Here is a 22,405-nt window from a genome sequence, read left to right on the forward strand (position 1 = left end):
ATAGAGGGGTGGAGCGGCACAATAGCCGGGCATTCGTGGCAATGTGAGATTACGGTGCACGGCTAGGGTAAAATCGCCAGGTTATTGAGGTGGGAACTTTTTGCATAAGCCCCGACTCAATAGCAGGTTGCCCGAAAGCTGGGAAAACGTTGAGTTTATTGGCCCGTCGGGAGCATTGGACGCGTCAGAAAACCGGCGACAAGATTATTCGCGCAGTCGGCCATGCCCGTACTGCGTTTTTCGTGTGTGCCAAATCAGTGCGTGCCGGAAACTTGCTTGAAGGGGGAGAACTTTTGCGAAAAGACCGAGTCTATGTTTGCAAGCCTGATCGTTTAGTTATGCAAGCCTCCTTCAAGTACAACGAGGAGTGTTCATGCTAACCCAGGAAGAGGATCAGCAGCTGGTCGAGCGCGTTCAACGCGGCGACAAGCGAGCTTTTGATCTGCTAGTGCTGAAATACCAGCACAAAATTCTCGGGTTGATCGTGCGGTTTGTGCACGACACCCATGAAGCGCAGGACGTTGCACAGGAAGCCTTTATCAAGGCTTACCGTGCACTTGGTAATTTTCGCGGTGATAGTGCGTTTTACACGTGGCTATACCGAATCGCCATCAACACGGCGAAAAACTATCTGGTGTCTCGCGGACGCCGCCCACCGGATAGCGATGTCAGTTCAGAAGATGCGGAATTTTACGATGGTGATCACGGCCTCAAGGATCTCGAGTCGCCGGAGCGTGCATTGCTGCGCGACGAGATCGAAGGCACCGTTCATCGCACTATTCAGCAACTGCCAGAAGATTTGCGTACCGCGTTAACTTTACGTGAATTCGATGGTCTGAGTTACGAAGACATTGCGAGCGTCATGCAGTGTCCGGTGGGGACTGTAAGGTCACGGATTTTCCGGGCCCGGGAAGCCATCGATAAAGCCTTGCAACCGTTGTTGCAGGAAAACTAAAGACAGCGGCGACAGCCAAGAGAGGAACCGCCATGAGTCGTGATGCCCTGCAGGAATCGCTGTCCGCAGTGATGGATAACGAAGCGGATGAACTGGAACTTCGTCGAGTGCTCAACGCATTTGATGATGCCGAAACCCGTGATACCTGGTCTCGTTACCAAGTCGCTCGGGCGGTGATGCACAAGGATCTTCTAATCCCTCGTCTGGATATTGCTGCGGCCGTTTCTGCCGCGCTGGCTGATGAAGCCGTTCCGGCAAAAGCTGCTCGTGGTCCATGGCGTAGCCTGGGTCGCCTGGCAGTGGCTGCCTCGGTGACTGTTGCGGTATTGGCCGGTGTTCGCCTGTACAACCAGGACGAAATCGCCGGTGCCGAACTGGCCCAGCAGACTCAGCAACCGGTGATGGCTGGACCCCAGGTTAAAGGCCCAGCGGTACTGGCCGGCTACAAGGAAAGTTCTGACACCACCGGCCCGATGGCCAATGGTGTTCTGCAAGGGCAATCCGGCTGGCAAGACCAGCGTCTTCCAGGCTACCTGCGCCAACACGCTCAGGAATCAGCTCTGAAAGGCACTGAAACCGCTCTGCCCTATGCTCGCGCAGCAAGCCTGGAAAACCGCTAATCCGTAAGGAGCTCTATGCGAGCCATACCGCTCCTTACGCTTTTGCTCAGTAGTTGGTTTGCACTCCCCGCCCACGCCGATGAAGCCCAAGACTGGCTGAATCGACTTGGGCGTGCAGAGCAGCAGCAAAGCTTTCAAGGTACGTTCGTCTACGAGCGTAACGGCAGTTTTTCCACTCATGACATCTGGCATCGTGTCCAGAATGGTCAGGTCCGTGAGCGGCTTTTGCAGCTTGATGGTTCTGCCCAGGAAGTCGTGCGGCTGGATGGCCGGACCCAATGTGTCAGCGGCACCCTTGTCGCAGGCCTCGGCAACTCGCGTGATGCGCCGTCCCGTGCGCTGGATCCGCAAAAACTCAATCAATTCTACGAACTGGCCGTCATCGGAAAATCCCGCGTGGCCGGTCGTAATGCGGTGATCGTGTCGATCACGCCGCGTGATCAGTATCGCTACGGTTTTGAGCTGCACCTGGATCGTGAAACGGCGTTGCCGCTCAAATCGCTTTTGCTGAATGACCAAGGGCAGTTGCTGGAGCGCTTCCAGTTCACGCGGTTGAACACGTCAACCGTACCGGATGATCGCGACCTGCAGCCCAGCAGCGAATGCACACCTGTATCGGTCGCCAGTGACAAAGCGCCCGAGGTGCAGTCTACTGAGGCGTGGCATTTGGAGTGGCTACCGCCGGGCTTTCAGTTGACCAATACCAGCGCCCGCAAAGACACCCAGACCAAGGCGACAGTCGACAGCCTGATGTACGAGGACGGGCTGGCGCGTTTCTCCGTGTTCCTGGAGCCGATCAGTGACGCGAGTGTCACGGAAACCCGCACCCAGCTCGGCCCAACGGTGGCTGTATCCCGTCGCCTCAATACGGTAGACGGCGAAATGATGGTAACGGTGGTGGGCGAAATTCCCATTGGCACCGCAGAACGTATCGCGTTATCGGTGCGTGGTGAAAAAAAGCCAGCCACCCAGCCGTGAGCCGTTAATCCTATGTTCATCCTGACGTTTCACTGTATTTGCATGCCTGGTTGGCTGTCGAGAGCATGAAATGTCTGGATCAGCATTTTCACTTGCAAAAATCTCTTATGTTTTTTATAGGTCAGGGCTTGTCGCCTCTGACCTTGTTTTGTTCGCGGAACAAAGATGTCGGTCGCAGTTTTCGGCGTTTCTTGAACCCTGTCGCTCAACCCTGCTCGTCGTAACGGGAGCTGTATGTCGATACCACGTTTGAAGTCTTACCTATCCATAGTCGCCACGGTATTGGTGCTGGGTCAGGCCTTGCCCGCGCAAGCGGCCGAGCTGCCTGACTTCACCCAATTGGTTGAGCAGGCCTCGCCGGCCGTGGTGAACATCAGTACCACGCAAAAACTGCCGGATCGCAAAGTCTCCAATCAGCAGATGCCGGACTTGGAAGGCTTGCCGCCGATGTTGCGCGAGTTCTTCGAGCGTGGCATGCCGCAACCGCGCGCACCTCGTGGTGGCGGTGGTGGCCAGCGTGAGGCTCAGTCCCTGGGCTCGGGCTTCATTATCTCGCCGGATGGCTACATCCTCACCAATAACCACGTGATTGCTGACGCCGATGAGATTCTCGTGCGCCTGGCGGATCGCAGTGAACTGAAAGCCAAGCTGGTGGGCACCGATCCACGTTCCGACGTGGCCTTGCTGAAGATCGAAGGCAAGGACCTGCCGGTGTTGAAGCTGGGTAAATCCCAGGACCTGAAGGCTGGGCAGTGGGTCGTCGCCATCGGTTCGCCGTTTGGGTTTGACCACACCGTGACCCAAGGTATCGTCAGCGCCATCGGCCGCAGCTTGCCGAACGAGAACTACGTGCCATTCATCCAGACTGACGTGCCGATCAATCCGGGTAACTCCGGTGGTCCGCTGTTCAACCTGGCGGGCGAAGTGGTAGGCATCAACTCGCAGATCTACACCCGTTCCGGCGGTTTCATGGGCGTGTCGTTCGCTATCCCGATCGACGTCGCCATGGATGTTTCCAACCAATTGAAAAGCGGCGGCAAAGTCAGCCGTGGTTGGTTGGGCGTGGTGATCCAGGAAGTGAACAAAGACCTGGCTGAATCCTTCGGTCTCGACAAGCCGGCCGGCGCCCTGGTCGCGCAGATCCAGGACGACGGCCCGGCTGCCAAAGGTGGCCTGCAGGTCGGCGACGTGATCCTGAGCATGAACGGCCAGCCGATTGTCATGTCGGCTGACCTGCCGCACCTGGTCGGTGCTCTCAAGGCCGGCAGCAAGGCCAAACTGGAAGTCATTCGTGAAGGCAAGCGCCAGACCGTTGAGCTGACCGTGGGGGCCATCCCTGAAGAGGGCGCAACCCTGGATGCTCTGGGCAACGCCAAGCCAGGTGCTGAGCGCAGCAGCAACCGCCTGGGCATTGCCGTGGCCGAGCTGACCGATGAGCAGAAGAAAACCTTCGACCTCAAGAGCGGTGTCGTGATCAAGGAAGTGCAGGACGGTCCTGCCTCCCTGATCGGTCTGCAGCCGGGTGACGTCATTACCCACCTGAACAACCAGGCTATCGACAGCACCAAGCAATTCACCGACATCGCCAAGGCGTTGCCGAAGAATCGTTCGGTGTCGATGCGCGTGCTGCGTCAGGGGCGTGCAAGCTTCATTACCTTCAAGCTCGCCGAATAAGTCGGTAGAAACAAAAAGCCCCGCCTTCGTTAAACAAGGGCGGGGCTTTTTTGTGGGCGAGAGGTTTAGCTCATCATCCCTTTGACCAGGCGTTCCTGCTCGATCAGCTCGCGTTGACGGGCGTCGATGCGCGACGACAGCGGGAAGTTGTTGCCGGCGCGACGCTTGGCGAAGTCCAACTGCTGGATGGCCTGCTGAAAGTCACCCACCAGGGCAAAGTATTCGGCGCGGGCTTGGTGCAGGCCGATAATATTGCCGGACAAACCGCGTGTCTCTGCGACCTGGTACCACACGTCCGGGTCATCCGGACGAGACTTGAGCAAGCTGTCCAGCGCTTTTTCCGCATCGGCGGTACGGTTCTGCTTGAGCAGAAGATCCACGCGTAGCTGATTCAGTGGGTAGTTGCCCGGATACTGAGTCAGCATTCGATCAGTACGTTGCTGGGCATCAGGCAGATGGTTGTTGTCTATCTCAAGCTGGATCAGCGCCAGGTTGTAGGTGATGTCGTTCGGCGCCTTGGCCAGTAACGCTGTCAGGTTTTCACGTGCTTGCTTGAACTGAGAACCCTTGGTCTGGGCGATAGCCAGGCCATAACGCGCCACATCGTTTTTCGGGTTTTCGTCCAACTGCGCCTGGAAGCGCTTGGCAGCGAGTCCTGACGTGTCTTCGTATTGCAGCTGCACCCGTGCGCGAATCAGTTGATAACGCAGGCTGTCTTCCTTGCCGCCGGCTTTGGCCTGCTCGGCGCGGTTGCGGGTGTCGGCAATACGCGATTCGGTGACTGGGTGCGTCAGCAGGAATTCCGGCGGCTTGGCATCGAAGCGGTATTGGCGCATCAGGCGTTCGAACATGGTCGGCATGGACCGCGGGTCGTAACCGGCTTTTTCCAGGTTGAGGATGCCGATACGGTCGGCCTCTTGTTCGTTCTGACGCGAGAACCGGCGCTGTTCTTGAATCGCCGCCGCCTGGGTGCCGGCAATCGCGGCAATACCCGCGTCACCTGCGCCGGCTGCTGCGGCAATAATGCCACCTAGCAGGGCCGCCATCATCGGGATCTGCATGCGCTGCTGCGCTTCCACGCCACGGGCGAAGTGGCGTTGGGATAAGTGCGCCAGTTCGTGGGCCAGTACCGAGGCATATTCCCCTTCGGTCTGGGCGTTGAGGAACAGGCCGCCGTTGACCCCAACAATTCCGCCAGGCGCGGCAAAGGCGTTCAATTGCGGGCTGTTGATCAGGATGAACTCCAGGCGTCGGTCATTGACCTGGCTGGTCTCCACCAGCTTGTAGACGCTGGTTTCGACGTAATCCTTGAGCTGCGGATCGTTGAGTTGCGAGACTTGGCCTCGAAGGTAGGCCAACCAGGCGCGGCCCAACTGGTATTCCTGTTGTGGCGAGACAATGGCAGAACTGGCGTCGCCGAGTGACGGCAGGTCGTCAGCGAAGCCTGGGGAGGCCAGCAGGCAAGCCAGCGTCAGCAGGGTAGGGCGCAAAAAAGTCATGCACAAAGCCTTTCGACAAAGAGCTTACTGTAGCCGGACACTGAGCTTCGGACCAGATATTCTAAGCATCCCCGATGCTTGCCTGGAGTAAACCATGACCGACGCTGTAGCCTTTGATGCCGAACTCGATGCCAGCGGCCTCAATTGCCCGTTGCCTTTGCTCAAGGCCAAGCTGGAGCTCAATCGATTGGCCAGCGGCGCAGTGCTCAAGGTGATCGCCACGGACGCGGGCTCCCAGCGTGATTTTCGCACCTTTGCCAAGCTGGCCGGCCACGCGCTGTTGCATGAAGAAGATGCTGGCGGCGTGTACCGTTACTGGTTGCGCAAGGCCTGAACCGTTTGCCCCACCCGCCGAGGTTGATTGATGTTCAAAGTGTTACGAGACTGGATCCAGCGCTACTTCTCCGATGAGGAGGCCGTGGTGCTGGCGGTCCTGCTGTTTCTGGCCTTTACGGCCGTGCTCACCCTGGGCGGCATGCTGGCGCCGGTATTGGCGGGGATGGTATTGGCGTATCTGATGCAAGGCTTGGTCACCACACTGGAGCGCTTGCGCTTGCCAGGCGGAGCTGCTGTGGGCCTGGTGTTCGCCTTGTTCATGGGGCTGCTGGTGCTGTTTATCGTGGTGGTACTGCCGTTGCTGTGGCATCAGTTGATCACGCTGTTCAACGAACTGCCGGGCATGCTTGCCAAATGGCAGTCACTGTTGCTGCTGTTGCCGGAACGCTACCCGCATCTGGTGTCAGACGAACAGGTGTTGCAGGCCATCGAAGCGGCACGCGGCGAGATCGGAAAATTCGGGCAATGGGCACTGACCTTTTCCCTGTCCAGCCTGCCGTTGCTGGTCAACATCATGATCTACCTGGTACTGGTGCCGATCCTGGTGTTCTTCTTCCTCAAGGACCGCGCCATGATCGGCCGCTGGGTGCGTGGCTACCTGCCTCGCGAACGTGCGTTGATTACCCGGGTAGCCGAGGAAATGAACCGGCAGATCGCCAACTACATTCGCGGCAAGGTCATCGAAATCATTATCTGCGGGGGCGTGACCTACATCGCCTTTATTGCGCTGGACCTGAACTACGCGGCCTTGCTGGCGTTGCTGGTGGGGATTTCGGTGGTGGTGCCGTACGTCGGCGCCGTTGTGGTGACCGTGCCGGTGGCGCTGATTGCGCTGTTCCAGTGGGGCTGGAGCGACCAGTTCATCTACCTGATGGCGGTGTACGGGATCATCCAGACCCTGGACGGCAACGTGCTGGTGCCGCTGCTGTTCTCGGAGGCCGTCAACCTGCACCCGGTAGCGATCATCTGCGCGGTGTTGTTGTTCGGTGGGCTGTGGGGGTTTTGGGGTGTGTTCTTCGCGATCCCCCTGGCGACGCTGTTCAAGGCGGTGCTGGATGCGTGGCCGCGTCAGGAACCGGTGGTGGCGCCGTTACTCTAATTGTAGGCGCGAACTGTGGCGAGGGAGCTTGCTCCCGCTGGGCCGCGAAGCGGCCCCAAAAAAACGGGAGCGCTTCGCACTGGAGCGCCAGCCCGGTCCAGCGCGAGCAAGCTCGCTCGCCACAACAAGCTCGCTCACTACAAGCTCAAGCCTTGCTCAACGCCTGCGCCGCCGCCAGAACCGCATCCACATGTCCCGGCACCTTCACACCACGCCATTCCTGACGCAGCACGCCGTCCTTGTCGATGAGGAAGGTGCTGCGATCCACACCCAGGTATTCCTTGCCGTACAGCTTCTTCAACTTGATCACATCAAACAGCTGGCAGACTGCTTCGTCCTTGTCGCTGATCAGCTCGAAGGGGAATTCCTGCTTGCCCTTGAAGTTCTCGTGGGACTTCACGCTGTCCCGCGACACACCAAACACTTCGGTGTTGGCCGCCTTGAATGCCGCGTACTGGTCGCGGAACCCCTGGCCTTCGGTGGTGCAGCCGGGCGTGCTGTCCTTCGGGTAAAAGTAGATCACCACTTGCTTGCCCTTGAGGGCTGCAAGGCTGAAGGTCTGGCCGCTGGTGGCCTGGGCTTCGAAATCGGCTACGGGTTTGTCGATGACTACCGCCATGAAAACTTCCTTACATTGGGTTCTGTGGGCGCCATGGCTCGATCAGTGCGTCGAGGTTCAGGGCATCGGCGAAATCCAGGAACTGGTCGCGCAGCCAGCTGATCTGCACGCCGGCCGGCAAGGTCACGGTAAACGTGGCGTTCAGCATGGTGCCGCCGGTTTGCGGGGCCTGGTAGGTGTCGCAGGTCAGGTTCTCCAGCTCGACGTTGTGGTCGATGAAGAACTGGCACAGTTCGTTGACGATGTCCGAGCGATAGGCCGAACTGACATACGCCACATAAGGCAGGGCCTGGGGACGATTCTCCAGTGCAGCACTGCGCACCACATTGACGGTGAAGTCATGCTTCTTGGCCAGGCCTGGCAGGCCGGTTTCCAGGCGCGCCAGGGCATCCCAGGTGCCGGAGATCTGCAAGACCAGCGCGCTGCACTCGCCGTGGCGGGTCAGTCGGGAGGTCACCACGGCGCAGCGGTTTTCATGGCTGGCGCGGCACAGGACGTTGGTCAGCTCCATGGGGTTGGCGCCGAGGGCACTGATAACAAGGAATTGTTCGCGAACTGTGGGGGTGGACATGCAGCCTTCCTAAAACGATGAGCGGTCGATACCGTGAGGGCCGTATCGATCAAAGGATGAAGGGTAGCGAAAACCGTCGCCAAGGGATAGGAGGTGGCGTTTTCATTACTTGAACGGTCTGATTTCAGCGTGCTTCAAGGCGTGCTTTTGCCCAATGATGGCATTGCCCGTCGTTTAGTTGCGCCAGAACGCATCCTCAGGCGGTACTTCGCTTGTGCAAGCATCTTGGCGCCAGTACCATTACGGCTCTCTTTTTCCGGCAGGAGCGGTTGCATGATTGCGGGCAGTATGGTGGCACTGGTCACACCCATGGATGCACAAGGTCATCTCGACTGGGACAGCCTGGGCAAACTGGTGGACTTCCACCTGCAAGAAGGCACCAACGCCATCGTGGCGGTCGGCACCACCGGTGAATCGGCCACCCTCGATGTGGAAGAACACATTCAGGTCATCGAGTTCGTGGTCAAGCGCGTCGCGGGCCGTATTGCCGTGATCGCCGGTACGGGCGCCAACTCGACGCGTGAAGCCATCGAGTTGACCAAAAACGCCAAGAAGGCCGGCGCCGACGCCTGCCTGCTGGTGACTCCGTACTACAACAAGCCGACCCAGGAAGGCCTGTACCAGCACTTCCGCGCCATCGCCGAAGCCGTCGACATCCCGCAGATCCTCTACAACGTGCCAGGCCGCACCGCGTGCGACATGCAGGCCGCGACCGTGATCCGCCTGTCCACCGTGCCGAACATCATCGGTATCAAGGAAGCCACCGGCGATCTGCAACGCGCCAAGGACATCCTGGCCGGCGTGAGCAGCGATTTCCTGGTGTATTCCGGTGACGACGCCACCGCCGTAGAGCTGATCCTGCTGGGCGGCAAGGGCAACATCTCCGTGACCGCCAACGTGGCCCCGCGTGCCATGAGCGAAATGTGCGCCGCCGCCATTGCCGGCGACGCCGTGACCGCCCGTGCGATCCACGAAAAGCTGATGCCGCTCAACAAGACACTGTTTATCGAATCCAACCCTATTCCCGTGAAGTGGGCACTGACTGAAATGGGCATGATGCCGGACGGTATCCGTCTGCCGCTCACCCGTCTCAGCGAAGTCTGTCACGAACCGCTGCGACAGGCCCTGCGCCAGTCCGGCGTCCTGGTTTAATTGAGGAAGCACTACGCATGAAGCGATTGGCCGGACTTTCCGCACTTGCCTTGATTATCTCCAGCACCAGTGGCTGCGGTTGGGTCTGGGGCCCGGAAGGCTACTTCCGTGACCGCGGTAGCGATTACCTGGAAGCCCAACCTACCAAACCGATGGAATTGCCGCCGGGCGTCAACGTTGCCAAGCGCCTTGACCCGTTGCTGCCGATTCCGCGCAACGTCGCCGACGACACCACCAAGGGTGAGTACGTGGTGCCGCGTCCACAGCCGATCTCGGCGGTGGCGGATGCCAGCGACTACAGCCTGCAGAAGAGCGGTGATTCCCGCTGGATCGTGGCTCAGCGCCCACCTGCCGAAGTCTGGCCAGTAGCCGTACAGTTCTTCCAGGACAACGGTTTCCGTATCGACGAGCAGCGCCCGCAGACCGGTGAGTTCACCACCGCATGGCAGCAGGGCAGCGAGCTGTCCGCCACCATGGCCAAGCGCCTGCAGGCCGGTGGTGTAGCCGCCGACAGCGAAGCCCGTGTGCGTGTGCGCATCGAGCCAGGCGTGCAGCGTAATACCAGTGAAGTCTATGTGGTCAGCGCCGAGCGTCCGGCCGGCAGCACCGCCAACGTTGATTTCACCAATCGTTCGGTCAACACCGGTGTCGACTCGGCATTGGTCGATGAGATGCTGGCCAGCATGAGCCGTATCTCCGAGAAGGGCGGTTCGGTTTCCCTGCTCGCCGCACGTGATTACGACACCCCGAGCCGCGTCAGCCTGACCGAAGACGGCAGCGGCAACGTGGTGCTGAACCTGGGTGAAGACCTCGACCGTGCCTGGGCCAGTGTTGGCCGTGCATTGGAGCAGGGCCCTTGGCGTGTAGAAGACATCAACCGCAGCCTGGGCCTGTACTACATCAACGTGGCTGAAAAGGCCGAGCGTAAAGATGAAGAGCCAGGTTTCTTCAGCAAACTGTTCGGCAGCCAGCCGACCAAGGAAGAAATCGAGACCCGTGCCGAGCGTTACCAGGTTCGTTTGAGCAAGGTTGGCGAAAGCGTACAAGTGACCGTCGAGAAGAACATCAACACCGTTGCGCCCGCTGAAACAGCGCGCAAAGTGTTGGGCGTGATTCAGGACAACCTGGGCTGATCCGATGCGTTTTGCCGTTCTCGGCAGCGGTAGCCAAGGGAACGGCACGCTGGTCGCACATGACGACACGTATGTGCTGGTGGATTGTGGTTTCTCGTTAAAAGAAACCGAGCGGCGCCTGCTGCGCCTGGGGGTTCACCCCGCGCAGTTGAGCGCGATTCTGGTGACCCACGAACATGCCGACCACGTGCATGGCGTGGGTTTGCTGTCTCGGCGCTACAATCTTCCGGTGTACCTCAGTCGCGGCACCTTGCGCGGGATGCGCAAACCCATTGAACCCGCAGGTTTCCTGGCCGGTGGCGAGCAGCTGCAAATCGGTGCCTTGAGCATCGAGGTGATTGCCGTGGCGCACGACGCCCAGGAGCCGACGCAATATGTCTTCAGTGATGGTGAGCGACGCTTCGGCGTACTCACCGACCTGGGTTCCTACTGCGCCAAGGTGCTGGACGGTTACCGGAACCTCGATGCCTTGATGATCGAGTCCAACCACTGTCGGGATCTGCTGGCTCGCGGTCATTACCCCTACTTTCTCAAGCAGCGGGTGGGCGGCGAACTGGGACATTTGAACAACCACCAGGCGGCGTACCTGGTGTATGAGTTGGGCTGGCAAGACTTGCAACACCTGGTCCTGGCCCACCTGAGCAGCAAGAACAACCTGCCGCAGCTGGCCCGGCAATGTTTTGTCGACACCCTCGGGTGCGACCCGGACTGGCTGCAACTGGCCGATCAAGATTCAGGGCTCGACTGGCGACACATCGCCTAGCCCACCATTTAGCAAGCGGAGCCCATCATGGAAAAACGTGAAGAACTCTACCGCGGCAAAGCCAAGTCGGTGTACAAGACCGACGACGCCAACCGCCTGATCCTGCTGTTTCGCAACGACACCTCGGCGTTCGATGGCAAGCGCATCGAACAACTTGACCGCAAAGGCATGGTGAACAACAAGTTCAACGCCTTCATCATGCAGAAACTCGAAGAGGCCGGCATTCCGACCCAATTCGACAAGCTGCTGGGCGACAACGAGTGTCTGGTCAAGAAGCTCGACATGATCCCGGTTGAGTGCGTCGTGCGTAACTACGCTGCCGGCAGCCTGGTGAAGCGTCTGGGCGTGGAAGAGGGGCTCAAGCTCAACCCTTACACCTTCGAGCTGTTCCTGAAGGACGACGCCAAGGGCGACCCGTTCATCAACGAATCCCACGTCGTGGCGTTCGGCTGGGGCACCGCTGAGCAACTGGCGCGCATGAAAGAATTGTCCCTCAAGGTCAACGACGTCCTGAGCAAACTGTTCGACGACGCAGGCCTGCTGCTGGTGGACTTCAAGCTGGAATTCGGCGTGTTCCACGACGGCTCCATCGTCCTGGGCGACGAATTCAGCCCGGACGGCTGCCGCCTGTGGGACAAGGACACCAAGAAGAAGATGGACAAGGACCGCTTCCGCCAGGGGCTCGGTGACGTCATCGAAGCCTACGAAGAAGTCGCCAACCGTCTGGGCGTACCGCTTTAATCGACGCAAGCATCTGATAGCACGGAAAAAAATCTCGCTTCGAGCTTTGCTTTCCTGAGTCACGCTGTTATGATGCGCGCCGTTGGAGAGATGCCAGAGTGGCCGAATGGGACGGATTCGAAATCCGTTGTACCTTCACCGGTACCTAGGGTTCGAATCCCTATCTCTCCGCCATTATTGAATAATGAAAAACCCCCGATAACCTAATGGTTGTCGGGGGTTTTTTGTTTGGGGCAGAAATTTGAAGATGAATTCTGCTACGGTCATTCATCGGATGGCACCATGAGTCGCAACATGAACGTTGAAGCAGTGATGGCGCAGTTATTGGCGAGTATCCCTGATCTGATGGCTGTCTATGTGTTTGGCAGTCAAGCGACGGGTGAGGCGAATGCCGACAGCGATCTCGACCTGGCAGTGCTTGCTGCCGGCACAGTGGACCCGCTACTGCTGTGGCAGACAGCGGGGGAGCTTGCTGACATCGTGGCGGTGCCCGTCGATTTGCTGGACCTGCGCGCGGCCTCCACGGTCATGCAATATCAGGTAATAACAACCGGGCGTCGGCTCTGGAACAAGGACAGTCAGGCAGGTATTTTCGAGAGCTATATCCTCAGCGAAAAAACCGCGCTGGACACTGCAAGGGCAGCGCTGTTGGCCGATATTCAGAAGGAAGGAAAAGTGCATGGTCGATGATGTGCTCATCAACAAAGCCTCGAGTATTGAGCGCTGTGTGGCTCGCGCTCGCGAGGAGTACGACAAGGACCCTGACAGTTTCGCGGTTGACTTCACGCGACAGGATGCGGCGATTCTCAACATTCAGCGTGCCTGCGAAGCTGCACTGGACATGGGGCAGCATTTGATCCGTCGTGAGCGGCTGGGCGTACCTCAGGGCGCCCGCGACGTGTTTCAATTGCTATCCCAAGGTGGGTGGGTGAGCCCGTCCTTGTTGACCAACCTGAAGAACATGGTCGGTTTTCGCAACATCGCCGTTCATGAGTATCAAACCCTTCAATTGCCGATCACCGTTGCGATCATCACTCAGCATCTAGGGGATTTTCTGGCTTTTAGCTCATTTATCCTGACTAAGGATGCAAGCCAGTCAGGTGCCACCACAGATACTCATCCCGATTAAACGAAAAAGCCTGCTGAGCTCAACACTCAGCAGGCTTTTTAGTCAGTACTTGTTTGTTCAGGCAGGCTGCGCCGCCAAGCTATTGCTGACGTTACGGCCCAACACCAGCACCGTCACAAACCCCACACCCACCAACGCCGTCGCCAGGCTCAACAACACCGAGCTGCCCATCTGGTCGACGATCCGCCCGCCAAAGAACGACCCCAGCGCAATGATCACCTGGAACAACGCGACAAACAGCGGCATACCACGCTCCACATCCTTGGGCGCTACGACAAACATCCAGATACTGGCGCAAGCCGGGAAGGCGCCGAAGGCGAAGCCCCAGAGTGCGATCAGCATGGCAGCGCCGGTCAGGCCGGTGGCGAAGTACGGGAACAGGGCGGTGCTGGTGCCGATCATCAGCGCGACCAGCAGCAGGGTGTAGCGCACACTGCGGTTGGCGGCAAAACCGGCAAAGATGTTACCTGCCACGCCTGCAATGCCAAACATCAGCAGCAGCGAGCCAATAGTCGGGCCGTCGAAACCGGAACTGTTCTTGAAGAAGGGTGCGACGTAGGTGTACGCGGCAAAATGCGCCAGGCCGATCAGCAATACCGCGATCAAGCCGACCCGGGCCCGTGGGTTGATGAACAACGCCGGCAGGTCGCTGACGAGAATGGCTTTTTCCGGCTTGAGTATGGGGAGCAAGAGGACCTGTGCCAACAGCACTGGCAGGCCCACCAGCGCGGTGACCAGGAAGGTCATGCGCCAGCCCATCAGGCCGCTGAGCCAAGTGCCGACGGGCACGCCGAGTACGGTGGCCAGTGTCACGCCCATCATGATGATTGAAGTGGCCTTCGCCACGTCCACGCCCCTGGGGGCCAGGCGGCCGCTGAGGGCGATGGCCGTGGCCCAGAAACCGCCGATGCTGATGCCCAGCAATACGCGACCGAATAGCAGAAGGCTGAAATCACTGGCGAAAGCCACGACCATGTTGGCGATGATCATGATCAGCGTCAGGCCGATCAGTAGGTAGCGGCGATCCATAGCGCCAATGATCACCGACAGCAGAGGGGCGGCGAGCGCGGCCATGATGCCGGGCAGGGTGACCATCAGGCCTGCGTGGCCGGCACTGATGCCCAGGTCCGCAGCCACATCGTTGAGTACGCCCACCGGTAGAAACTCGCTGGTCACCAGGGCAAAGGCGCCCACGGCGACCGAGAGGATCGCCAGCCACTGCTGTTTGACGCTCTGTTGATTATGTTCGGGAAGGCCGCGGGGGGCCTGGCTGGCACTTGGCATGGTGTTGGGTTCCAGGGTGAACGTCGCCCGAAGCGAGGCGAGGGGGAAGGAAAGTGGAGGCGATTATAGGAATCAGCGCTGAAAATCGGGCAGGCGCTCGTTTCGATAGTAATCATCAGTGCTATCGATGCGACGCTCTAGCGCGCACTACGTGAGCCATACACCTTTCATACAGCCTTCCCCAACGCTGCCTACAGGCAGCGCATTGCAGTGGCTCCGGCAACTGATTACTTTGTGGTAGCGCACTCGATCAGGCGCTTCCCACTGCAAAGGAATTGCATCATGAGCAAGAACACGAAAAAAACCTCCGGCAAGATAGCGGCTCTGGCGGCCAATACTCTCAATAATCCAGACGCTTCAGTCATTGCCAAAAGCCTTGCTGCTTCAGCGCTGGCTCAGCGCAGCACCGAGAAGCAGACGAGCGCTGAACTGGAAGAAAAGGCGGGGAAAGTGCTTCAAAGCGACAAGTACAGCGAGGACACAAAATCCCTGGCCGCGTCGGTTCTCTCCCAGGCCAATAAAGAACGGGGAAGCTGAGTAAAAGGCTCACCCACATCGGACGCCCAGGCATGCCGACGGAATAAACACAGCGCCTCAACCGTTAACCCCATAGAACTGCCGACGCCCGTGCACCTGCTGGAGTTCTGTTCGGGGTTATCGATTGATTTGGGAGAGGTCCATGCTTGTTTATCGGAACACACTCAGCGAAGCGTTGCCGCTTCGTGAACGTCCGGGCGCGATCGGTTTGGTGTTGAGCCTGGAAGGCGCCCGCTACTATGTATTTGTCAGTCGGCAATCACGCGATCAGGTCGCCAACAGCGCTGTGGGCAATAAGCTGAGGGTCAGTGCGCAACTGCTCAAAGTCCCGCCATCCCCGCAGATACACCAGGCGAAGTACGCTGAATTGCTGCCCATTGCGCGGGACCTGGCAACGCAACGGGGGGTGGAGGCCGAAAGCCGGCATGCCGAAGAGTTGTTGATCGAGCACTTTGATGAGTGCGTGCAAAATTTCGTCGCGTTGCGCGGTCGTCCGCCGGCAAAAGCCGAGGTGTTTCTGTCCCACTGTCCTTGCCAATCCAAAGACCCAGGCGCCAGCCCGGCGCGCATGCTTGCCGGCACCTATTACGAGGCCACCTGCAAGGCCAAGTTGATCAAGTTTTGCACGACCGGCACCCGTGCCGCGATTTCCTGGAAAGTGTATTACCAATTCGACATCGGCACATCGAAGCTCGATATCAATGAGAACCTCGGCAATCTAACCCTGTGCAAGCAGCCGGCGTTCATCAACTTTTAGCAACGTGCGCGCCTTGGTCTGCCAGGCGCGCGGTCAGGCTCTGAATAAACACGGTTTCTGCCCGGCTCATCTTCTGCTCCCGATTCCACAGTAGATGAATGTCCACGTCCGTTATTCCCTCATCCGGTGGTAACCGCCAGAGCAGCCCGTTTTTCACATCTTCCGCGACCACATGGATCGGCAGGCAGCCCAGGCCGAAGCCGGCGATCACCAATCGCCGCACTTCTTCCAGGCTTGAAGACGACGCCACAATCCGCCCGCTGAACCCTTGTTGATCCCGGAAAATCGTTAGCGGCGAGAGCATCCCGCCAATCTGGTCGCTGGTAAAACTGACGAAGTTCTCAGATTGCAGGTCCCCCTCCGCCAAACCGATGCGCCCGAACAATGGATGGTGTCGCCCACAAAAAAACGCATAGCGCTGGCGCAGGAACAGGTGTTGTTCCAAGCGTGGCTGCGGCCGACGATTGAGGCTCAGACCCAGGGTCGCGGTTTTTTCCAGGAGCGCGGCGACGATGTCCGAGCTGCGCATTACCTCGACTTCCAGGTCGACCCGAGGATGTTCACGATGAAAATCCGCCAGAAACTCATCGAAGGTGTCCGAGTTGATCCGGCTGATCATCAGCAATCGCACTTTGCCGATTACCTCATCGCCCGGTTTTTGCAGGGCATTGCTCATCTGCGACACCTGGCCGTACATCTCGCCGGCGATGGCGAAGATCTGCTCACCGGCCTCTGTCAACACAAAGCGCGGACCACGACGGACGATGAGCTGGCAGTCGAGTTGTTCTTCCAGGCGCTTGAGCGCCTGGCTGATTGCTGGCTGGGTCAGGTGCAGGCGGGCGGCGGCGCGGCTGATGCTCAGCTCCTGGCCGATTACACGGAAGGTGCGCAGCAGGTTCCAGTCCAGGCGGTCGTTGAGCAAGGGATGAATGTCGCGGCGGGCTTCGGGCATGGCGCAGCTCGATAATAAGCAGAATTTATAATTGGAATAATAAATAGAAAATTGACTAATCATAGCCCCGAGACGATAAATCACCCTCAACAAGCGCCATCAGAGCGCATGCGTTCGACCTTTCTCCTGCCAAAAAAATAACCAAAGGAGCCAGCCCCATGAAGCCTTCTGCTTCGCCCCAGCCCCGCCGTGCTGCGGCCGCCGCTTTTATCGGCACCATGATCGAGTGGTACGACTTTTACATCTACGCCACTGCCGCAGCGCTGGTGTTTGGCCAACTGTTTTTCCCCTCCGAAGACAAACTCTTCAGCACCATGGCGGCGTTCGGCACCTTTGCCGTGGGTTTCTTCGCACGGCCGTTGGGCGGCATTGTGTTCGGGCACATCGGTGACCGGGTTGGCCGCAAGAAATCCCTGGTGATCACCCTGGTGATGATGGGCGTGGTGACCGTGTGTATCGGTCTGCTACCAACCTATGCGCAGATCGGGGCCGCGGCGCCGGTGCTGCTGATCCTGCTGCGTGTGGTGCAGGGTATTGCCGTTGGCGGCGAGTGGGGCGGTGCGGTGTTGATGGCGGGCGAGCATGCGCCGAAAGGTCGGCGCAACTTCTTCGCTTCCTTCGCGCAATTGGGCAGCCCGGCTGGGTTGATCCTGTCGCTGCTCGCGTTCAGTGCGGTCACCCGTCTGCCGGAAGAAGAGTTATTGAGCTGGGGCTGGCGCGTGCCGTTCCTGGCCAGTGCGTTGCTGTTGGTGGTCGGCCTGGCGATTCGCCTGGGCGTGAATGAGTCGCCGGAATTTCTTGAAGACAAAGCCTTGGCGGAAAAAGCGCGGGCGATCAAGAAAGACCAGGCGCCTGTCATAGAGGTGTTGCGAACCGCTTGGCGCCCACTGCTGCTGTGCATCGGGGCCAACACCCTGGGCATTGCCGGCGTGTATTTCACCAACACTTTCATGATTGCCTACAGCACTCAGCAATTGGGCCTACCGCGCTCGTTGATTCTGGAGTGCCTGTTCTTCGTCGCCATCATCCAGTTTTGCGTCCAGCCGCTGGCCGCCTGGGTCGCGGAGAAGGTCGGTGCCACGCGTTTCCTGTGCGCAATGACGGTGCTGGCCATGGCTTCGCCTTATCCCATGTTCGTATTGGTCAGCAGCGGCCAGGCGCCGTTGATCATCCTCGGCATCGCCTTGGCGGTGGTGTGCATGGCCTCGTTTTATGCCGTGATCGCCGGCTTCGTCAGCGGCCTGTTTGAAACCCGTGTGCGCTACACCGCGATCTCCCTGGCCTACCAGGTGTGCGGTGCGCTGGCGGGTGGTCTTACGCCGTTGATCGGCACCTGGCTGGCCCACGAATACCAAGGCCAATGGTGGCCGATGGCAGTGTTCTACAGCTTGATCGCGGCGGTCTCGCTGGTGTGTGTACTGGCGTTGTCGCGTCGGCATGCCACCGCCCACCGCCATGAAATGGCCCATAGTGTTTGATGGAGTGTCTGTAATGTTGAAGATCAATGGCGAGCGCCTGTGGGCCAGCCTGATGGCCATGGCCGAGATTGGCGCCACGGCGCGCGGCGGAAGTTGCCGCCTGGCTTTGAGCGGCGAAGATCAAGCCGGTCGCGAACTGTTCAGCCACTGGTGCACGGCCGCCGAGCTGACACTGAGCGTGGATGCTATCGGCAATCTATTCGCACGTCGTGCCGGCACGGACAACGACGCGGCGCCCGTAATGATGGGCAGCCACCTCGACACCCAACCTGAAGGAGGGCGTTTCGACGGCGTCTACGGTGTATTGGCGGGTCTGGAAGTGATCCGTAGCCTTGACGATCATGGGATCCAGACACGCAAGCCACTGGAAATCGCGGTATGGACCAACGAGGAGGGCGCTCGTTTTACGCCAGCCATGCTCGGTTCGGCGGTATTCACCGGCACCCTGCCACTGGACAAGGCCCTGGCCACCGCCGATGTCGATGGCATCAGTGTGGCCGAGGCTTTGCGTGCTACCGGCTACAACGGCTCACGCCCCTTGGGCGGCGCGGTGGATGCGTATTTCGAAGCGCATATCGAGCAGGGGCCGATTCTTGAAGACAACGCCAAGAGCATCGGCGTGGTCACCGGCGGTCAGGCGATTCGCTGGCTGGATGTGCGCGTCGAGGGCATGGCCGCCCACGCCGGCACTACGCCGATGCCACTGCGTAAAGACGCCTTGTATGGCGCCGCACAGATGATCCACGCGCTGGAGAACCTGGCGGCGGATTTTGCCCCGGAAGGTCTGACCACCGTGGGTGAATTGAGCATCGCCAAATCGTCACGTAACACCATCCCTGGCCTACTGAATTTCACCGTCGATTTGCGCCACCACCGCGACAGCGATATCGACGCCATGGAGCAGCAGGTGCGCCGACAATTGCAGGCCATCGCCGAGCAACGCGGATTGTCCGTGACCGTAACCCCACACTGGATCAGCCCGGCCACACCTTTTGACGCCGACTGCGTTACCTGCGTGCAAACTGCTGTGGATGCCCTGGGTTACAGCCAGCAACGCATCGTCAGCGGTGCCGGCCATGACGCCATCCACCTGGCGCGCTATTGCCCTACTGCGATGATCTTCATCCCTTGCGTCGGCGGCCTCAGTCACAACGAAGCCGAAGACGTGTTGCCCGAGGATGTGCGCCAGGGCGCCGAGGTATTGCTCAACGCCGTGTTGAAGCGCGCCGGCCAGGTTCGGTAAGGAGATTTTTTATGCGTACGTTTTTCCACCCCGAACAACTGCTGCATCATCCGCGCAGCTACTACTCCCGTGGCCAGATGCGTACGCCGCAGGAGGTTCCCGAGCGCGCTCGCAACCTGCTGTTGGCCGCGCAAACCTTGGGTTTCGACATCCAGCAGCCGCAGGACTATGGCCTCGATCCATTGCTGGCCGTACACGGTGCGTCCTACCTGGCTTTCCTGCAGGAGGCCCACCAACGCTGGAAGGAAATCCCTGAAGACTGGGGTGACGAAGTCATGTCCAACATCTTCGTCCGTGAGCCCAACGCCCTGCGTGGCATCCTCGCCCAGGCTGCGCGTTACCTGGCGGATGGCAGTTGCCCGATTGGCGAACTGACCTGGCGCTCGGCCTATTGGTCGGCCCAGAGCGCCGTTGCTGCCGCCAAGGACATTCTTGATGGCGCTCCGGCGGCTTACGCTCTCTGTCGTCCACCGGGCCATCATGCTCGTTACGATGCGGCAGGAGGATTTTGTTACATCAACAATGCCGCAGTTGCTGCACAAGCATTGCGCCAAGGTTTTCAGCGCGTCGCCGTGCTCGACACCGACATGCACCACGGCCAAGGCATTCAGGAGATTTTCTACGACCGTGACGACGTGTTTTACGTCTCGATTCACGGTGATCCCACCAACTTCTATCCTGGCGTTGCCGGCTTCGCCGAAGAGCGTGGTAGCGCAACGGGCGAAGGCTTCAACCTCAACCTGCCAATGCCTCACGGTGCCAGTGAGGCGGTATTCTTCGAAAAGCTGGAATTGGCCTTGGCGGCGGTAAAGCATTTCTCGGCAGATGTGTTGGTGCTGTCACTGGGTTTCGATATCTACGAATTGGACCCACAGAGCAAAGTCGCCGTTACACGTGAAGGGTTCGCACGGTTGGGTGAGTGCATTCGCGGGTTGGGATTGCCCTGTGTGATCGTGCAGGAGGGTGGGTATCACCTGGAGACGCTGGATAGCAATGCGCGGGCGTTTTTTAATGGCCCGCAGGCGTGGAAGCCGCGTTAACCTGTGAGCACCGCCTCAACCTATGGAGGAGGCGGTGGTGCGATGTTCACTGTAAGGATTTACCTGTGTCGGGTACCAGTTCCAACACCCGATCCCGCCCACCCTCGGCCAGCAGATAGGTCCCTCGACCGGTCGGCACAATCGACTGCGGCGCCTTCAGGAACGATAAGATCGTCCGTTGGTGCCCCTGCTTATCAATCAGCAACAACCTCGCCCGATGCGTGGAGTCCTCATTGACCCACAGCCCGCGTTCATCACACATCAAAAACGTCGGTTTGTTAAAGCCGCCCAGCACCACCGGATCACTTCCGTCTTCCGTCAGTTCACGTACCACACCTTTTTTCTTCTCGGTGTAGAGCATGCGCCCATCGGTGCAACGCACAATGGACTCACCTTCCTGAAGCTGATCACGCAGTACGGTCAAGGATTGATCGCTCCAGCGATAACGCAGCAGTCGCCCGAAAGGCTTGCGGTCCTCGATGGCATAGAGGTAGTCACCGTCATCCCACAGACCCTGCACGCTTTCGCCTCTGAACAGTTCGGTGACGACACCGTCCTTGAGAAAACTCACGGGCAGGTCGGTGGACTCCTGGCTGAATACCCAACCTCCGCGGGTGGCGAACAAACCATCGGGTTTGGACAGGCTGCCCACCACCACTTCACGGGTGCCGTCCTTAAGGATGCGCACAATGCTGCCCTTGGCGTCATCGAGTTCCTGGCTGACCATCAAAGACCCATCCGCCAAGGGCATCAACGAAGCGGCCTTGGGCACATCGCGATGCAGCACCTGCACACTCCAGCCGCGGGCTGCGCTGACAGGGTAGAAGCTTTGCCAGGCGAAAAAGCCCAGGGTGGCGGCGCACAGTAGGCCGATTACCCAGAGGCCCGGCTTGAGTGCTCGGTGCGCAGCGCTGCTCATTCTTCCATCTGTCTTGTTCATTGATCACTCTTGTTGGTCAGGGATTACTCCCCATCGCCCTGCAACAATGCCGTGTAGTCCTGCCCGCCGTAAAATAGCCCCAGGATCGACACTGTTTCGTTATCGGAGTCCACCATGAATGCGATAACGGTGGTACGTCGATAGTGAGTGATGCGTAAGTGGCTCAGCAGGTCGTCACGTCGGGTGCCGCGCAAGGGAAACAGGCAAAGGTTTTCGCAGTAGCGGATGAGGTTGTCGATAAAGCGTGCAGCTACAACGGGGGAACTGGCATCGCTGATGTAGTCTTCAAGGGCGTCGAGTTGCGCCAACGCTTCAGGCGAAAAGGCTACCGCGTAACTCACGCTTTCCCGGTGCCTTTTCGTTGACGCTTGGCTGCCATGTGTTCTCGAACCTGTTCGACGGACAGCGCCCGCTCGGGCTCGGCCTTGAGGGCTGCCGCAGCTGGGATCACCTCGTCCCGCAGCCAGTCTTCCATGGCGCGATCACGGGCCAGCAAGACCCTTAGGCCGTCGCGGATCACTTCACTTTCGGATGCATATTCACCGGCCGCGACCTTGGCTTTGACCAAGGCAGCCATTTCGATGGGCAAGGTAATGCTCATTTGCTGGGTTGAGCGCATGTGGAAGTCCGCCGAAGGAGAGTAGGATTCAATCCTACTTGACCATTGGCGTGATGCAAGAAGCAACTGATCGATGCCGATATCCGGCGACTCGTCGTCTGTCCAGAAGTGATAGGTTTCCATGCGTGCTACATCTCCCGTTGTGAAGGTCAGATCGCAAGTATTGACCCATTTAGAGAACTGCGTGGCCGCATAAACCCAATAACCCACTGATATGTATGACTTCATATTTGTAGCAGGGTTATTACAACAAGCCGGTCCCGGCATGCATGGCGCGCCATCAGCT

The 22,405-nt window shown here is 59.1% G+C and carries 25 protein-coding genes and 1 tRNA gene; 18 read left to right on the forward strand and 8 right to left on the reverse strand.

Translation table 11 applies throughout. The annotated features are described in order from the left end of the window. Positions 1-373 precede the first annotated feature (373 nt). From rpoE to HX868_RS15135, 4 genes are all read left to right on the forward strand, one after another. Positions 374-955 carry an RNA polymerase sigma factor RpoE/AlgU gene (gene rpoE, locus HX868_RS15120; protein ID WP_003172477.1) on the forward strand — a complete coding sequence of 194 codons (582 nt, stop codon included), beginning with the start codon at positions 374-376 and terminating at the stop codon, positions 953-955. 32 nt (positions 956-987) lie between these two features. Continuing rightward, positions 988-1,575 carry a sigma-E factor negative regulatory protein gene (locus HX868_RS15125; protein ID WP_016975168.1) on the forward strand — a complete coding sequence of 196 codons (588 nt, stop codon included), beginning with the start codon at positions 988-990 and terminating at the stop codon, positions 1,573-1,575. A 15-nt stretch (positions 1,576-1,590) separates the two neighbouring features. Beyond that, positions 1,591-2,553, forward strand: a complete 963-nt coding sequence (locus tag HX868_RS15130; protein WP_177003410.1) for a MucB/RseB C-terminal domain-containing protein — start codon at positions 1,591-1,593, stop codon at positions 2,551-2,553. A 234-nt stretch (positions 2,554-2,787) separates the two neighbouring features. Then, the gene (locus HX868_RS15135; RefSeq protein WP_016975170.1) at positions 2,788-4,227 is read left to right on the forward strand and encodes a DegQ family serine endoprotease; all 1,440 of its coding nucleotides are present in this window, start codon (positions 2,788-2,790) and stop codon (positions 4,225-4,227) included. A 65-nt stretch (positions 4,228-4,292) separates the two neighbouring features. On the opposite strand, the gene HX868_RS15140 is transcribed toward HX868_RS15135, so the two are convergent. Continuing rightward, positions 4,293-5,726, reverse strand: coding sequence for a M48 family metalloprotease (locus tag HX868_RS15140; protein WP_177003411.1), 1,434 nt, complete (start codon positions 5,724-5,726; stop codon positions 4,293-4,295). Between the two features lie 94 nt (positions 5,727-5,820). On the opposite strand from HX868_RS15140, the gene HX868_RS15145 reads away from it, so the two are divergent. Together HX868_RS15145 and HX868_RS15150 are read left to right on the forward strand one after the other, a co-directional pair. Then, on the forward strand, positions 5,821-6,060 hold the full coding sequence (locus HX868_RS15145; RefSeq protein ID WP_177003412.1) for a sulfurtransferase TusA family protein: 240 nt from the start codon (positions 5,821-5,823) through the stop codon (positions 6,058-6,060). A gap of 30 nt (positions 6,061-6,090) precedes the next feature. Continuing rightward, on the forward strand, positions 6,091-7,161 hold the full coding sequence (locus tag HX868_RS15150) for an AI-2E family transporter (RefSeq protein ID WP_033902651.1): 1,071 nt from the start codon (positions 6,091-6,093) through the stop codon (positions 7,159-7,161). A 145-nt stretch (positions 7,162-7,306) separates the two neighbouring features. Here HX868_RS15150 and HX868_RS15155 read toward each other — a convergent pair whose 3' ends face one another. Then, positions 7,307-7,780, reverse strand: a complete 474-nt coding sequence (locus HX868_RS15155; protein ID WP_116628224.1) for a peroxiredoxin — start codon at positions 7,778-7,780, stop codon at positions 7,307-7,309. Between the two features lie 10 nt (positions 7,781-7,790). Next, a complete protein-coding gene (locus tag HX868_RS15160) occupies positions 7,791-8,351 on the reverse strand; it encodes a glycine cleavage system transcriptional repressor (RefSeq protein WP_003172487.1) in 561 nt (186 codons plus the stop codon). 273 nt (positions 8,352-8,624) lie between these two features. On the opposite strand from HX868_RS15160, the gene dapA reads away from it, so the two are divergent. The 7 genes from dapA to hepT all read left to right on the forward strand — a co-directional run bounded on the left by dapA (position 8,625) and on the right by hepT (position 13,269). Continuing rightward, a complete protein-coding gene (gene dapA, locus HX868_RS15165) occupies positions 8,625-9,503 on the forward strand; it encodes a 4-hydroxy-tetrahydrodipicolinate synthase (RefSeq protein ID WP_177003413.1) in 879 nt (292 codons plus the stop codon). 17 nt (positions 9,504-9,520) lie between these two features. Beyond that, the gene (gene bamC, locus HX868_RS15170) at positions 9,521-10,636 is read left to right on the forward strand and encodes an outer membrane protein assembly factor BamC (protein ID WP_177003414.1); all 1,116 of its coding nucleotides are present in this window, start codon (positions 9,521-9,523) and stop codon (positions 10,634-10,636) included. Between the two features lie 4 nt (positions 10,637-10,640). Continuing rightward, positions 10,641-11,399 carry an MBL fold metallo-hydrolase gene (locus HX868_RS15175; RefSeq protein ID WP_016975176.1) on the forward strand — a complete coding sequence of 253 codons (759 nt, stop codon included), beginning with the start codon at positions 10,641-10,643 and terminating at the stop codon, positions 11,397-11,399. Positions 11,400-11,426: 27 nt separating this feature from the next. Next, entirely contained in the window at positions 11,427-12,140 is a 714-nt protein-coding gene (gene purC, locus HX868_RS15180) for a phosphoribosylaminoimidazolesuccinocarboxamide synthase (RefSeq protein ID WP_003172493.1), read from the forward strand. An 84-nt stretch (positions 12,141-12,224) separates the two neighbouring features. Beyond that, positions 12,225-12,314 (forward strand) — tRNA-Ser (locus tag HX868_RS15185). A gap of 120 nt (positions 12,315-12,434) precedes the next feature. Next, complete coding sequence (mntA, locus tag HX868_RS15190; protein WP_177003415.1) at positions 12,435-12,830, forward strand: type VII toxin-antitoxin system MntA family adenylyltransferase antitoxin; 396 nt, start codon at positions 12,435-12,437, stop codon at positions 12,828-12,830. Next, positions 12,820-13,269: a type VII toxin-antitoxin system HepT family RNase toxin gene (gene hepT, locus HX868_RS15195; RefSeq protein WP_177003416.1), complete on the forward strand. Its 450-nt coding sequence runs from the start codon at positions 12,820-12,822 to the stop codon at positions 13,267-13,269. The genes mntA and hepT overlap by 11 nt, the downstream gene beginning before the upstream one ends. Positions 13,270-13,326: 57 nt before the next feature. Here the strand turns inward: hepT and HX868_RS15200 are convergent, their stop codons facing one another. After that, positions 13,327-14,553 carry an MFS transporter gene (locus HX868_RS15200; RefSeq protein ID WP_095015084.1) on the reverse strand — a complete coding sequence of 409 codons (1,227 nt, stop codon included), beginning with the start codon at positions 14,551-14,553 and terminating at the stop codon, positions 13,327-13,329. A gap of 282 nt (positions 14,554-14,835) precedes the next feature. Here HX868_RS15200 and HX868_RS15205 point away from each other — a divergent pair, with 282 nt between their 5' ends. Beyond that, a complete protein-coding gene (locus tag HX868_RS15205) occupies positions 14,836-15,090 on the forward strand; it encodes a hypothetical protein (protein WP_177003417.1) in 255 nt (84 codons plus the stop codon). A gap of 142 nt (positions 15,091-15,232) precedes the next feature. Next, positions 15,233-15,847, forward strand: a complete 615-nt coding sequence (locus tag HX868_RS15210; RefSeq protein ID WP_095015085.1) for a hypothetical protein — start codon at positions 15,233-15,235, stop codon at positions 15,845-15,847. On the opposite strand, the gene HX868_RS15215 is transcribed toward HX868_RS15210, so the two are convergent. Continuing rightward, a complete protein-coding gene (locus HX868_RS15215; RefSeq protein ID WP_177003418.1) occupies positions 15,837-16,799 on the reverse strand; it encodes a LysR family transcriptional regulator in 963 nt (320 codons plus the stop codon). The genes HX868_RS15210 and HX868_RS15215 overlap by 11 nt on opposite strands. 158 nt (positions 16,800-16,957) lie before the next feature. Here HX868_RS15215 and HX868_RS15220 point away from each other — a divergent pair, with 158 nt between their 5' ends. Genes HX868_RS15220 through HX868_RS15230 form a run of 3 tightly spaced genes read left to right on the forward strand, consistent with a single transcriptional unit; the run spans position 16,958 to position 20,560 of the window. After that, positions 16,958-18,277 (forward strand): MFS transporter, encoded by a 1,320-nt coding sequence (locus HX868_RS15220; protein ID WP_177003419.1) that lies wholly within the window; start codon positions 16,958-16,960, stop codon positions 18,275-18,277. Positions 18,278-18,290: 13 nt separating this feature from the next. Next, complete coding sequence (locus HX868_RS15225) at positions 18,291-19,520, forward strand: Zn-dependent hydrolase (protein WP_177003420.1); 1,230 nt, start codon at positions 18,291-18,293, stop codon at positions 19,518-19,520. A gap of 11 nt (positions 19,521-19,531) precedes the next feature. After that, positions 19,532-20,560 carry a histone deacetylase family protein gene (locus HX868_RS15230; protein ID WP_177003421.1) on the forward strand — a complete coding sequence of 343 codons (1,029 nt, stop codon included), beginning with the start codon at positions 19,532-19,534 and terminating at the stop codon, positions 20,558-20,560. A 46-nt stretch (positions 20,561-20,606) separates the two neighbouring features. Here the strand turns inward: HX868_RS15230 and HX868_RS15235 are convergent, their stop codons facing one another. The 3 genes from HX868_RS15235 to HX868_RS15245 are packed head-to-tail and all read right to left on the reverse strand — an operon-like array spanning position 20,607 to position 22,242. Further along, positions 20,607-21,479 carry an SMP-30/gluconolactonase/LRE family protein gene (locus tag HX868_RS15235; RefSeq protein ID WP_177003548.1) on the reverse strand — a complete coding sequence of 291 codons (873 nt, stop codon included), beginning with the start codon at positions 21,477-21,479 and terminating at the stop codon, positions 20,607-20,609. Positions 21,480-21,523: 44 nt separating this feature from the next. Continuing rightward, positions 21,524-21,841, reverse strand: coding sequence for a type II toxin-antitoxin system RelE/ParE family toxin (locus HX868_RS15240; RefSeq protein WP_177003422.1), 318 nt, complete (start codon positions 21,839-21,841; stop codon positions 21,524-21,526). Continuing rightward, positions 21,838-22,242 carry a ribbon-helix-helix domain-containing protein gene (locus tag HX868_RS15245; protein WP_218168684.1) on the reverse strand — a complete coding sequence of 135 codons (405 nt, stop codon included), beginning with the start codon at positions 22,240-22,242 and terminating at the stop codon, positions 21,838-21,840. Before HX868_RS15245 ends, HX868_RS15240 begins: the two co-directional genes overlap by 4 nt. Between the last annotated feature and the right edge of the window lie 163 nt (positions 22,243-22,405).

Source organism: Pseudomonas reactans, assembly GCF_013385825.1.
Lineage (GTDB): Bacteria > Pseudomonadota > Gammaproteobacteria > Pseudomonadales > Pseudomonadaceae > Aquipseudomonas > Aquipseudomonas reactans.